General features: G+C 34.3%; 11 protein-coding genes. 8 read left to right on the top strand and 3 right to left on the bottom strand.

Annotation, left to right across the window (positions count from 1 at the left end; translation table 11 throughout):
* Positions 1-28: 28 nt before the first annotated feature.
* The 8 genes from J4050_RS11415 (at position 29) to J4050_RS11450 (ending at position 10442) form a co-directional block, all read left to right on the top strand.
* Entirely contained in the window at positions 29-1783 is a 1755-nt protein-coding gene (locus tag J4050_RS11415; protein WP_208154715.1) for an FG-GAP-like repeat-containing protein, read from the top strand.
* Between the two features lie 98 nt (positions 1784-1881).
* A complete protein-coding gene (locus J4050_RS11420) occupies positions 1882-3600 on the top strand; it encodes an FG-GAP-like repeat-containing protein (protein ID WP_208154716.1) in 1719 nt (572 codons plus the stop codon).
* A gap of 103 nt (positions 3601-3703) precedes the next feature.
* Entirely contained in the window at positions 3704-5449 is a 1746-nt protein-coding gene (locus J4050_RS11425) for an FG-GAP-like repeat-containing protein (protein WP_208154717.1), read from the top strand.
* Between the two features lie 76 nt (positions 5450-5525).
* Positions 5526-6530 (top strand): glycosyltransferase family 2 protein, encoded by a 1005-nt coding sequence (locus tag J4050_RS11430; RefSeq protein WP_208154718.1) that lies wholly within the window; start codon positions 5526-5528, stop codon positions 6528-6530.
* Between the two features lies 1 nt (position 6531).
* Positions 6532-7482, top strand: a complete 951-nt coding sequence (locus J4050_RS11435; RefSeq protein WP_208154719.1) for a CdaR family protein — start codon at positions 6532-6534, stop codon at positions 7480-7482.
* On the top strand, positions 7483-8076 hold the full coding sequence (coaE, locus tag J4050_RS11440) for a dephospho-CoA kinase (RefSeq protein WP_208154720.1): 594 nt from the start codon (positions 7483-7485) through the stop codon (positions 8074-8076).
* Positions 8077-8150: 74 nt separating this feature from the next.
* A complete protein-coding gene (locus tag J4050_RS11445) occupies positions 8151-9722 on the top strand; it encodes a sensor histidine kinase (protein ID WP_208154721.1) in 1572 nt (523 codons plus the stop codon).
* Between the two features lie 9 nt (positions 9723-9731).
* Positions 9732-10442: a response regulator transcription factor gene (locus J4050_RS11450; protein WP_208154722.1), complete on the top strand. Its 711-nt coding sequence runs from the start codon at positions 9732-9734 to the stop codon at positions 10440-10442.
* A gap of 54 nt (positions 10443-10496) precedes the next feature.
* Here the strand turns inward: J4050_RS11450 and miaA are convergent, their stop codons facing one another.
* The 3 genes from miaA to J4050_RS11465 are packed head-to-tail and all read right to left on the bottom strand — an operon-like array spanning position 10497 to position 13651.
* Positions 10497-11396: a tRNA (adenosine(37)-N6)-dimethylallyltransferase MiaA gene (gene miaA, locus J4050_RS11455; protein ID WP_208154723.1), complete on the bottom strand. Its 900-nt coding sequence runs from the start codon at positions 11394-11396 to the stop codon at positions 10497-10499.
* Entirely contained in the window at positions 11386-12258 is an 873-nt protein-coding gene (locus J4050_RS11460; RefSeq protein WP_208154724.1) for an ion transporter, read from the bottom strand. The genes miaA and J4050_RS11460 overlap by 11 nt, the downstream gene beginning before the upstream one ends.
* 22 nt (positions 12259-12280) lie before the next feature.
* Positions 12281-13651 carry an exonuclease domain-containing protein gene (locus tag J4050_RS11465; RefSeq protein WP_208154839.1) on the bottom strand — a complete coding sequence of 457 codons (1371 nt, stop codon included), beginning with the start codon at positions 13649-13651 and terminating at the stop codon, positions 12281-12283.
* Positions 13652-13707: the final 56 nt, after the last annotated feature.

Consider the following 13707-nt stretch of genomic DNA (forward strand, 5'->3'; position numbering starts at 1 on the left):
TGCTTTGTTTTATAAAAGCCGTATGAAAATGCGGCTTTTTTTCTGTGATAATAAACGTGATGGGATGAAGAATTACCACCAAATATTAACTGTTATTTTTTTAATGTTTTACCATGGAATAAATGCACAGATTTTTTTTACTGATGAATCATCTAATTCTGGTATAAATGTTATCTGTGGAAATACTTATATAGGTAACGGAATAACTTTTTATGACTATGACAATGACGGTTGGGATGATATAACCATTGGTAGTGTTGGAGGCGATCCAATTCGGTTCTTCAAAAATATTAATGGCTTCTTTGTGCAGCAAACAATAAACATCTCCGATAATGATTTTCATAACCGTCAAGCAAATTGGGTAGATATTGATAATGATGGAGATAATGATTTGTTTTTAACAAGTGATTCAAATGGTAATCGCTTATTTGAAAATCTTGGTAATATGATAATGCAGGAAATAACTTCAACATGTGGTATGATGACTGATATTTTCCCATATTTTGGGGCCTCATGGGGAGATTATAACAACGATGGATTTCTAGATGTTTTCATAAGCGTAAGAGACTTGGATATTCCTAATATTCTTTACAAGAATAATGGTGATAAAACTTTCACTTTGGTTAATTCGCAAGTAGGACTTCTAAATTCTGGTTACATGTCTTTCTGTTCTGCCTTTATCGATTATGACAATGACGGTGATCAAGACATATATGTTTCTAATGATAAACAAGGCATACCAAATTTATTGTATAGAAATAATGGTGATGAAACATTTACTGAAGTAGCACAAAGTGCTGGAGCAGCACTTAGTATTGATGCTATGTCAGTCACTGTTGATGATTTAAATTCTGATGGTTGGCTAGATATTTATATTACTAATGATGATTCTCCAAGTGTCCTGCTCATGAATAATAAGGATGGTACATTTACCGATGTAGCCGACTTCGCTCAAGTAACATTTAATAGTATAGGCTGGGGAGCTGTTTTTCTAGATGCTGATAATGATATGGATTTAGATTTATATGTAAGCGGAGACACCGATGGCTCAAATCCATTATACTTGTCTTCTGCTTTTTATAGAAATAGGTCCAATGGGACTTTTCAATTAGAGGTGGATGCCACTGTAAATGATTTTGCAGAAAGTTATTCAAACGCCATAGGTGATTCTGATAATGATGGCTATCCTGAAATAGTGGTCAATAACAATAACCATAATAATATTTTTCTTTGGAAAAATAATACAACCCAAAATAACAATTGGCTCAAGGTTAAACTAGAAGGTACTTTGAGCAATAGAAATGGTGTGGGCTCTTTTATTGAGATTTCCATAAATGGTGAAAAACAGTATCGCTACACCTTAATAGGGGAAGGTTATCTGTCTCAGAATTCAGGAACAGAAATTTTTGGTCTTGGAACTAGTTCTATAGTAGACTATGTTAAAGTAAAATGGCTTAGTGGTCTTGAAGATATTTTCTATAATGTAAGTCCGAATCAAACCTTAAATATTGTGGAAGGTTCGTCACCGCTGTCGTCGAAAGAATATGATTTGAGAAAATTCTCCTATTTTCCAAACCCGGTAGAGAATATTTTAACCCTGAATGCATTATCCAATAACATTAACAACATAGTAATATTTAATATGCTAGGGCAAGAGGTTATGCAATTGCAGCCAAATTCATTAAATAGTGAGCTAGATATGTCTAGCTTACAAACAGGGACGTACTTCGTAAAAGTGACTGTGGCTAATGAGACTAAAACTATTAGAGTAGTTAAGCAATAGTAGTACTAACTATAAATCAAAAAGAAGCCGTTTTTAATTAAACGGCTTTTTTTATCTTTATATGGGATTAGCGATATTTTCATTAAACCAATATCCAATTGAATTTAAGATTGCTCTATAGTATTATTTCTGTGTTATTTGCTACAGTTGCATACGCTCAGATTTCTTTCAGTAATATACCAGTACAGGTTGGTATAGATATTCCCTGTGGTAATACGTATCTAGGTAATGGTATCACATTTTTTGATTACGATAACGATGGCTGGGACGATATAACTATGGCCACCTCCAGTGGTGATCCTATTCATTTTTTGAAAAATATTGGTGGATTCTTTGTAAATCAAAATATGAATATAGAATTGCCTAATGACCACCAAAGCCGACAAATTAATTGGGTAGATATAGATAATGATGGTGATAATGATTTGTTTATAACTAGCGATACCCATGGTAATTCACTATTCGAAAACCTAGGGAATATGGTAATGCAAGACATTACAGCAGCTAGTGGTATGCTACCAGAGGTTTTTCCTTATTATGGGGCGTCTTGGGGAGACTACAACAACGACAGCTACTTAGATGTGTTTATAAGTGTTAGAGATATAGATATACCTAGTATACTCTATAAAAATAATGGTAATGGTACCTTTACTCTAGCTAATAGTGAAGCTGGTCTTCTTGATGATGGCATGATGTCATTTTGCTCAGCATTTTTAGATTATGATAATGATGGTGATCAAGACATATATGTTTCTAATGATAAAGAAGCCTATAGAAATTTAATGTACAAGAATAATGGAGACGGGACCTTTACAGAAGTAGGACAAGAAACAGGAACAGATTTATTGATAGATGCGATGTCCGTAACTGTTGATGATCTAAATTCTGATGGATGGTTAGACATCTACGTGACCAATGATGGAACTGAGGACAGTGCTCTGTTAATTAATAACGGTAACGGTACATTTTCTGATTTATCGAGTAGTTACGGTACTGTTGATGATATAATAGGATGGGGAGCAATTTTTGTTGATGCCGATAATGATACGGATTTGGACCTTTATGTCAGTGGTGAAACTGATGCTAGTTTTCCACAATACTTATCCTCAGCGTTTTATGAGAATATGGGTAACAATTCATTTCAATTGAACAATACCGCCGTACCTAATGACATTTCAGAAAGTTATTCCAATGCCATAGGAGATTTAGACAATGATGGATACACAGACTTTGTAGTTAATAATATCAATCACCCAAATATTTCATTTTGGAAGAATAGCACACCACAAACTAATAATTGGCTAAAAGTTAAACTAGTCGGCACTGTAAGTAATAGAAATGGTGTGGGCTCCTTTATTGAGATTTCCATTAATGGTCAAAAACAGTATGGCTACACCTTAATAGGGGAAGGCTATCTCTCTCAAAATTCTGCAACCGAATTTTTCGGCCTTGGTTCTAAAGACACTATTGATTACGTTAGAGTTAATTGGCTTAGTGGCATCGAGGACGTAATTTACAATGTAAGTGCAAATCAAACCTTAAACATTGTCGAGGGTTCTGCACTTTCAATAAATGAAAGTAACTTAGGTCAGTTTTTTTATTATCCCAACCCGGTGAGTGATATTTTAACCCTGAATTCAGCCTTAGATACCATCAAAGAGGTGACTATATTTAATATGTTAGGTCAGCAGGTAATGCAGTTGCAGCCAAATGCTTTAACCAGTAAGTTGGATATGTCTAATTTGCAGACAGGTACTTATTTTGTTAGAGTCACTAGCAATAATGTTATTGAAACAACACGGGTAGTTAAACAATAGTTGAATCTACTTTTAATAAACTATAAAGCCATTTTTTATTAAAGAGCTTTTTTTATCTTATTCTAGAATTTTAAAAGCAAGGCAATTAAACCTGGCATTACCTATGAAACTAAGATTATGTTTTTATAGTATTCTATTATGTGCTTTAAATACTCTGTACGGTCAAATTAATTTTGTAGATCAAGCAGAATTAATTGGGTTGTCCCAAGCCACTGGTACTTCTAATTTTGGAGGACATGGTATCAGTTATGCCGATTTTGATGATAATGGATTAGATGATATCACCTTGGCTAGTGGCAATGGCGTACCTGTACGTTTTTATAAAAATATTGAAGGTTTTGTGTTTGCAGAGGTAGACTTATTAGCTACCTTAAACTATGATTATAGAACTAGAAGTGTGGTTTGGGTGGACTTTGATAACGATGGTGACAAAGACTTGTTTCTTACTAGTGATACAGACGGGAATAGATTATTTCAGAACCAAAATGGGGTCCTAACAGACATTACTGTTGCAGCAGGATTTCCACTAGAAAACTTATTTACTTACGGTGCTTCTTGGGGAGATATAGACAACGACGGTTGCTTAGATGTTTATTTATCAAATAGAATAGGAGGAACCAACATCACTAATTATTTATTTAAAAATAATTGTGACGGAACCTTCTCGGAAGTCACAACAAGTGTTGGTTTAAGTAATACACCATACATTACATTCTGTTCTGCTTTTTTTGATTTTAACAATGATGGATGGCAAGATTTATATGTGGCCAATGATAAGTTTGAGCAGAATTATCTTTACAAGAATAATGGGGATGGAACCTACACGGATGTAAGTGTATCTAGCGGAACAAATATTGTTATGGATGCTATGTCAGTGACCATTGATGACTTTAACTCAGATGGCTTTTTTGATATCTATATTACTAATACGCCCCAAGAAATTAGCACACCCTTACCCGGAAGTGTTTTATTAAGAAATAACGGTGATGAAACTTTTAGTAATATATCTTTAAGTTCAGGGACTGTTGTAGATAGTTATTGCTGGGGCGCTAATTTTATAGATGCTGATAATGACACAGATTTAGATTTATACGTTAACTCCCAATATACGGGCGATAACGGATTTGCTTCATATGCTTTTTTTACCAATTCTGGAGATGAGACCTTTGCACAGCCAAGTAATGTTGGGTTTGATACCAATACGTATCGTAGCTATTCCTCAGCTGTTGGTGATTATAACAATGATGGTTTAATGGAAATAGTAGTTAATAACGAAGACAATCAGAAGCCTTCTTTATGGGAAAATATTGCAAATAATACAAATAACTACTTAGCGGTAGAACTAGAGGGTGTCATAGGTAATAGAGATGGGACGGGCTCAGTCATAGAAATTGCAATTAACGGAGCGAAACAATATCGCTATACCCTTTGTGGAGAAGGTTATTTGTCTCAGAACTCAACAAAAAAGATTTTTGGTTTAGGCACAAACACGACTGTTGATTATGTTAAAGTGACATGGCTGAGTGGGATAGTGGACATCATTTATAATGTTACTGCTAATCAAACCTTAAACATTGTCGAGGGCTCAGCAACCCTATCAATTGGAGAAAATATCATCAGCCGGATTAATTATTATCCAAATCCGGTAAAGAACTCCTTAACCTTAAGAGCAGGAAATGACACCATCAAGGATGTTAAGATTTTTAATCTTTTAGGTCAAGAAGTCCTACAGACTAGACCTAACGCTTTAATTAGTGAAATTGATATGTCTCACTTGCAAACAGGCGTCTATATAGTTAAAATTAATAGTGCTGCTATTACGGAAACTGTAAGGGTAATAAAGCAATAATAGCATTAAATGAATATAAAGTTCAAAAGCTACCATTTCGGTGGCTTTTGCATTTTCTTTAATTACTTTTGTATCCATGGATAAGCTTGAGTTTTCCTTTATTATTCCTGTATATAATAGGCCGAATGAGATTGAAGAGCTGTTACAAAGTTTCTTGGAGTTAGATGGTAATTTGGATTTTGAAATTGTAATCATTGAAGATGGTTCTAGTCAAAAATCAAATGAAATAGTTAAACAATTTCAATCACGTTTAAATATCGCATACTATTTCAAACCTAATTCTGGTCCAGGAGATTCAAGAAACTACGGGATGAAGAAGGCCAAAGGCAATTATTTTATCATTTTAGATTCAGATGTACTTTTACCATCACATTATTTAGAAGAAGTAAAGTATAGTCTTAAGACGGCCTTTTTTCACTGTTATGGTGGGCCAGACGCGGCGCATTCGTCATTTAATGCACTTCAAAAAGCTATCAACTTTTCAATGACCTCATTTCTTACAACAGGAGGCATAAGAGGAGGGAAAAAGAAGGTGAATAGCTTCCAACCACGAAGTTTTAATATGGGACTTTCAAAAACTGCTTTTGAGGCTACAGGTGGTTTTGGTGATATTCATCCAGGAGAAGATCCAGATTTATCGTTGCGTTTACATAAAATGGGATTTAAGACCACTTTATTGTCAAATGCCTTTGTATATCATAAGCGCAGGATTACTTGGTCCAAGTTCTACCAACAAGTACATAAATTTGGCTTGGTACGGCCTATATTGAATTCTTGGCACCCAAAATCTAAAAGCTTGGTGTTTTGGTTTCCTACCATTTTTGTTTTTGGGTTAATTATCGCAGTCCTTCTATATGCTGTTGAATTCCCCTATTTGCTTTATCTTTATTTAGGATATTTAAGTTTGGGGCTTGTTTGGGCATCCATTGAGAGTAGGAGTATTATTGTTGGAGTACAAGCTGTTATTGCTATTTTAATTCAATTTTTTGGTTACGGTTATGGATTTTTAAAATCAACAATAGCCATTTCGTTTATGAAAAGGGAACCCAAAGCTATATTTCCTCATTTATTTTTTAAGTAGTATGAAGGCAAAGGTTTTAAAAATTATACGAAAAAGAACAGTAAAACAGTTTGCTGCCTTTTTTTTATTGGCTTTTGTTTTTTTGGTATTTTCAAAATTGTCAAATGATTATAGACAGGACTTTCAAATTGAGCTTCAGCTCAACAATCTAGATGACGATATCGTACTTTCCAATGATTCTACAAATTATGTAACCGCCATTGTTGAAGCTAAAGGTTTTGCATTTTTGCCCTATATGTTCTCAAACCAAATAGCAATGCAGTTTAATTCTAAATCAGATGTAATTAACACCAAAGAGGCTTTTGTTTTTGACGTGGCAAAGCATAAGTACATGTTTGAGGAAAAGTTGGGTGAATCATACATTATACGCTCTCTAAAACCAGATACTATAGTTTTTGAATACTCTAAATTAGCTTCCAAAAAAGTACCATTAAAGTTAGTTTCTGATATAGATTTTGCAGCAGGTTATGATTTATTAGGAGATTTTGAATTTGACACTGATAGTATCAAAATAGTAGGATCGGAGGATGCTATAGCTTCAATTACTGAACTGCAAACGGAATTACTAAGTTTAACCAACGTTAATACTGATATTAAGGAGACTTTAGATGTAGAGGTAGGTAAGTACCCAGATGTTGAAATAGTTCCAAAAGAAGTTTCGGTTACTGGTAGCGTAAGTCGTTTTACGGAAGGTACCTTAGAGATACCTATTTTAATTACTAATAAACCTGAGGGTGTACAGATAAATGTATTTCCTAAAACCGTATCGGTTTCTTTTTATGTAGATTTAAAACGATATAATGATATTTTACCCTCTGATTTTATTGTAGAATGTGAGTTTCCTAATGATATGAGTAAAGCCTCTTATTTACTCCCAAAATTGACGAAAACGCCTGAGGTCGTGAAGCGTGCAGTAATTAAACAAAAGCGAATTGACTTTATTATTCTTTAAATGTCTAAACCTAAAATAATAGGCCTTACAGGTGGTATAGGTAGTGGTAAATCTACTGTAGCATCTTTTTTTAAAGCGGTAGATATTCCCGTCTATATTGCTGATGACGAAGCTAAGGCCTTAATGAATCGATCCAAGATTATTAAAAGGAAACTTATTTCTTTTTTAGGGCATTCTGCTTACAAGGATGGTGTAATTGATAGAGCTTATATCGCTAAACGCGTCTTTGCCGATAAAGCGCTTTTAGAAAAGATCAATGCCATAGTTCATCCAAAGGTCGCCTCTCATTTTAAAAGATGGGTATCGAAGCAAGATTCACCTTATATTATTAAAGAGGCAGCCATTATTTTTGAAAATAATTTAGAAGCCCAATACGATAAAATTATTACCGTGGTATCACCTATGGAGAAAAGGATAAAGCGCGTAATGAAAAGAGATGGCACTAAAAGAGAAAAGGTCTTATCTATCATTAATAATCAGTTGTCAGACGATGAAAAAATCGACCGCAGTGATTTTGTGATTTATAACAACGACTTAAAATCCCTTGAAGCACAGGTTAAAGAAATCCACAAACAACTCTTGACAAAGCCTTAAAATAAAGGTACGACTTTTGTTAAGGTAAGGTTAAACCTAATTTCCGCTAAATGTTAAAATGTTAAATTTGACTGATGGGCAAAAAGCTATTCGTCTTACTCGTAGTTTTAATGAGCTTGTCTCTTATCGGAATAATTTTCGTTCAATCGTTCTTTATTAATAATAGTTTAGAGAACGAAGAGAAGAATTTTAATCTAAGTGTAAAAAGAGCGCTAAGCGTTGTTTCAAGAGATATTGAAGAGTATGAGTTGCGTAAGTACATCAGTATGATTAGGCCACTTATACAACAAAAAAAAGAGCCAGATTCTACTACCATTAGACAGCTTTACATTACCGCAGAAGACGATATGAATGACGAAACGATTATTCATAGGAATACTGTTTTGGAGGAGCGGTTTAAAGTGCCATCTATGTTCTTTGAAATTGATGCAGACAGTATAAATGTGAGTCAACGTTCTAGTGAGCGAATTACGGAAGTATATAGCACAGGGACAATTGATGGTGCCGGTGTTATTGAACCAAAACAACGTTTAGTTGAGATTTCGTCCCTATCAGATATAGAGAAGCAATCTTTTGAGGTGTCATTTAAAGAATTGCTTAAGCGTATTCCTATATATAAACGTGTTACAGAAGAACAAGTTAATACGCTTTTAACACGAGAATTAAGAAGCGAAGGTGTTGATTTAGATTTTGAGTTCGCCATTTATGATGATGACTTGGCTACAGCCGTAAAGACCATTAACTTTAAAAAAGACCCAAATACGACTATTGGCATTTTGGTTTTTTTAGATAATAATGATGAGAGTAGTTACAGGCTTTATGTTGATTTTCCTGAGCGTCGCAAATATCTATTATCATCAATTTTATGGATGATTTTGTTATCTGTGATTTTTACTGGTGTAATTATTATTGCCTACTCTAGTGCGATTTATCAATTGATAAAACAGCGGCAGATATCACAGATAAAAACGGATTTTATAAATAATATGACGCATGAGTTTAAAACACCCATAGCAACAATAAATCTGGCTTTAGACTCTATAAGAAATCCGAAAATATTAGGCGATGAGGAAAAAGTAAAACGTTACCTCAAAATGATAAAGGACGAAAATAAGCGCATGCATGCTCAGGTAGAAAATGTATTAAGAATATCTAAGCTAGAAAAAAATGAGCTTAATATCAGTAAGGAACGCTTAAAGTTGCACGACTTAATAGAAGATGCGGTAACTCATATAGAGTTAATTGTAGAAGATAAAAAAGGATACGTTAAAACACATTTAAACGCTGCAAAATCTTCAGTATTGGCAAACGATACACATTTTACCAATGTTATTGTAAATATGTTAGACAATGCTGTAAAATATTCTGACGAGGCTCCTAAAATTGATGTTTATACTGAGAATATTGGAAACAATATTATTTTAAAAATAGAAGACCAAGGGAATGGCATGAGTAAGCAAGTGGCAAAGCGCGTTTTTGAGAAATTTTACAGAGAGCATACGGGCAATGTACACAATGTAAAAGGCCATGGTTTAGGATTAGCCTATGTAAAGCGAATAGTAGAAGACCATCAAGGACATATATCAGTAGAGAGTGAAAAAGGAAAAGGTAGTATCTTTACAATAAGGCTGCCATTAATATCATAAAAACGAATTATGGAAGAACAAAACAAGAAAATTCTTTTGGTAGAAGACGATCCAAATTTTGGAACCGTTTTAAAGGATTATTTAATGATGAACGATTACGATGTCGTCCATGCCAAAAACGGAATGGAAGGTTTTGAAAAGTTCAAGAAAGACGATTTCGATCTATGCATCTTAGATGTAATGATGCCCTATAAGGACGGTTTTACACTAGCTAAAGAGATTCGAGAAAAAAATACAGATGTACCAATCATTTTTCTAACAGCTAAAGCTATGAAAGAAGATGTGTTAAAAGGGTATAAAGTAGGAGCAGATGATTACCTAAACAAACCTTTCGACAGCGAAGTCTTGTTAATGAAAATTAAAGCTATAATACAACGGAAAGCAACAGATACCGTTGCTGATAGTAAGCAGTTTGAATTTAAGATTGGGCGCTTTGATTTGAATTCAAAATTAAGATTTTTGAAGTTTGATGGTGGTGAGCCAACTAAATTATCTCCAAAGGAAAATGAGTTGTTAAGACTTTTGGCCCTGCATGAGAATGATTTAATGCCAAGAGAATTGGCACTAACCAAGATTTGGCGAGATGATAATTATTTCACATCTAGAAGTATGGATGTCTATATAGCTAAACTAAGAAAGTATTTAAAACCAGACCCAAAGGTAGAAATTCTCAACATACACGGCGAAGGATTTAGGTTGGTGATAAATAATAACGATTAGTCGTTTTAGGTTATGATATTTAAGAGCCTAGCTTTATTTAGCTAGGCTTTTTTATTACAAAGAATCTATATATTTAATGACATTATTGTATTTGGAGGTATAAGGAAACCATTTTATGCTGTCATTTTTATTAAACCAAGTAAATTGCCTCTTGGCGAACCGTCTTGTATTCTTTTTAATTTCAGCAATGGCAAAATCTAAACTTATATCGCCATTTAAGTATCTAAATAATTCTTTGTAGCCAACCGTGTTGAGTGCATTTAAGTTTTTGTAGGGTAGGAGACCTTTGACTTCATCCAGCAGTCCTTGGTCCATCATCGCGTCTACCCGTTGATTTATTCTGTCATATACAACAGATCGCTCTGCATGTAATCCTATAAAAACGGTTTCAAACTCTCTTTTTTTCTTAGGTTTTGATAAAAAGCTAGAATATGGTTGTCCTGTTCCCTTATATATTTCTAAGGCTCTTATTATTCTGTGGGGATTATCAATAGCAATACTGTTATAGGTTTTTTCATCAACAAGACGAAGTTCTTCTTGTAAGGACTTTAGCCCTTTTTCCTTTAGCTTTTTATTTAAATTATCTCTTATACTTTGGTTAACATCCGGGAAATCGTCAAGACCATCAGTGATGGCCTTTATATAAAGACCAGATCCACCTACCATTATCACTTTGGAGTTGGTTTGATGTAATTCTCTGATTTTGGCGATGCCATCACGTTCAAAATCACCAACGGAATAATTGTCTTCAATGGATTTATGCTGAATAAAATGATGTGTAGCCGATTTAAGTTCAGAGGTTTTTGGTACAGCAGTACCAATGGACATTTCCTTGTAAAACTGTCTAGAATCGGCCGAAATGATATCACATTTGTAGTGATTAGCTAAAGTTAAACTCAAAGCGGTTTTGCCAATCGCAGTAGGACCTACAATAGTAATGAGTTTAGGTTTCATGATGAAGTTTACAACCGCATTTATAACAGAATTCTGCACCATCTTGATGCTGCTCAGTAAGACAATTAACACAGCATTGTGTGTTTAAATGGACACTTTGTAATTGATCTATTTCCTCGTCCGAAAGCTTGCCCTTATCCTTTCCTGTAGCCTTGGTGTATTCTGCTGAGACTATTCCTGTTGGTACGGCAATAATACCATAACCCATAATCATTATTATTGCTGCAATAAACTGGCCAAAAGAGGTTGCGGGAGCAATATCGCCAAAGCCAACTGTAGTTAAAGTAACAATGGCCCAATACACACTTTTAGGGATGTTGGTAAATCCATTTTCCTCACCTTCAACCAAATACATTATTGTACCAAAAATTACGGCTGCAATAAGAACGGCAAAAAGAAAGACCGCAATTTTAGCTCGGCTAGCCCTAATGGCTGTAGCCAACTGATTTGAGGCACCTAGATATCTTGCCAATTTTAAAATTCTAAAAACTCTAAGTAATCTCAAAGCTCTTAATGCAACCAGAGAATGCGTTCCAGGCAAAAGTAAAGATACATACTTTGGTATGGTGGACAATAAATCTATCATACCGTAAAAACTGAAAATGTATTTAAATGGTTTGTTAACCGATATGATACGTGTGATATATTCTATAGAGAATAGAATAGTAATGATCCACTCCGCAATATCTAAAAACTTATGGTACTTCGCATCGAAACTCTTCACACTTTCTAGCATTACAAGAACAATACTCGCTAGAATGGCGATAAGCAGAATGACATCAAAAGCTTTTCCGGTAGGAGTATCAGCTTCATAAATGATTTCGTGAAGTTTTGTGCGCCAATTATGTTTTGTGGGTTTCATAAGTTATAAATGTACGAAAGAATTATAGTTTCGATAATTCAACAACTTTAAGACGTTTATTACGGCGCATATAGCTTTGAATAATATGCTGTGTGTCTCTATTATTGCTCATAGGCGTTATTAAGGAGTGTAGTATGTCTATATTGTTGATTTGATGGTTGAGGTCAAAGAATCCGAGGCCTTTAAAAATACCGTCTTCGACAAGAATTACACTTTTTTCTTCAATATCACGACCACGGTCTATTAATATCATATTCTTATTTTCATAAGTATTTTTTTGTATAACAGAACTTGTCCGTTTATTATAAGCATCTGCACTTTCATCAGATATGCAAGCCCCATGACATTCCTTAATATCGTAGTGGAAACAACTGGTTTCTGATTTCTGAATACCACACAATTTAGGGCACAACTCATATTGCTCAATCATTCTATTCATAAATGAAATTGCAGATTGTCTGTTGGTGAAGGTTGTTATCGGTTTTTCGTTTTTCTTAATGTGATTAATTCTTAGGTTTACATAGCCTCTGTCGTCTACAAAACTGTAAAGTCCCTGAGAAAATTTATGCTGCTTTAGTGCCCTGTTTAGGATAGGCTTATTATTCTTTATCTCTTCACTTTCTTTTAAAAGTGCCACAAGTTCACTTCCAGTTTTTTCATAAGTAACGGAAGTCACCAAAGTCTGTATTTTTTTAGATTTTGAATTAGAATTCGTGAAATGCTGTGTGATGCGTTTTCTAATATTGTTACTTTTTCCAATATAGATAATATCGCCCTCTGCATTATGGATATAATAAACGCCAGTATCGCTCGGAAGCTCTTCGATAATGTTTTTAAGATTGGAAGAGAGCTTTGACCGTTTTTCTACTTTAACGGAATTCTTAATTATAGACTTCCTCTTATCCTTATCGAGTAACATTTTAAATAATTTCACCGTAGCTAAAGCGTCTCCTTGCGCTCTATGCCTGTCACTTACAGGGATACCTAAGGCTCTGGCTAATTTACCTAAGCTATAAGACTCCATATCTGGTATAAGCTGTTGAGACAGTTCTACGGTGCAGAGTGTTTTACGTTTAAAAGGAAAGCCTAGTCGTTTAAATTCTGTTTTGAGAATACGATAATCAAAATCTGCATTATGGGCTACCAGAATACAATCTTCTGTTAATTCTACTATACGTTTGGCTACCTCATAGAATTTAGGTGCGCTTCTGAGCATATTAGAGTTAATACCTGTAAGATTTACTACAAAAGGCTGAATCTCGCGCTCTGGATTGACCAAAGAAATGAATTGATCAATCACCTCATGGCCGTTAAAGCGATAAATTGCGATTTCCGTAATACCTTCTTCGTTGTACTTGCCTCCAGTGGTTTCTATGTCTAAAATCGCGTAAATAAGTGACTTTTATTTGTAGATACTAAATTATAAAAGTATTGAGGACTAATTAAGAA

Source organism: Winogradskyella pelagia, from assembly GCF_017581965.1.
In the GTDB taxonomy this organism is placed as follows: Bacteria; Bacteroidota; Bacteroidia; order Flavobacteriales; family Flavobacteriaceae; genus Winogradskyella; species Winogradskyella pelagia.

Excerpts from the sequence above, each read along its gene's own strand:
- J4050_RS11450 (WP_208154722.1), top strand. The coding sequence starts at position 9,732 with ATGGAAGAACAAAACAAGAAAATTCTTTTGGTAGAAGACGATCCAAAT.
- coaE (WP_208154720.1), top strand. The coding sequence starts at position 7,483 with ATGTCTAAACCTAAAATAATAGGCCTTACAGGTGGTATAGGTAGTGGT.
- J4050_RS11460 (WP_208154724.1), bottom strand. The coding sequence starts at position 12,258 with ATGAAACCCACAAAACATAATTGGCGCACAAAACTTCACGAAATCATT.
- miaA (WP_208154723.1), bottom strand. The coding sequence starts at position 11,396 with ATGAAACCTAAACTCATTACTATTGTAGGTCCTACTGCGATTGGCAAA.
- J4050_RS11425 (WP_208154717.1), top strand. The coding sequence starts at position 3,704 with ATGAAACTAAGATTATGTTTTTATAGTATTCTATTATGTGCTTTAAAT.
- J4050_RS11435 (WP_208154719.1), top strand. The coding sequence starts at position 6,532 with ATGAAGGCAAAGGTTTTAAAAATTATACGAAAAAGAACAGTAAAACAG.
- J4050_RS11430 (WP_208154718.1), top strand. The coding sequence starts at position 5,526 with ATGGATAAGCTTGAGTTTTCCTTTATTATTCCTGTATATAATAGGCCG.
- J4050_RS11415 (WP_208154715.1), top strand. The coding sequence starts at position 29 with ATGCGGCTTTTTTTCTGTGATAATAAACGTGATGGGATGAAGAATTAC.
- J4050_RS11445 (WP_208154721.1), top strand. The coding sequence starts at position 8,151 with ATGGGCAAAAAGCTATTCGTCTTACTCGTAGTTTTAATGAGCTTGTCT.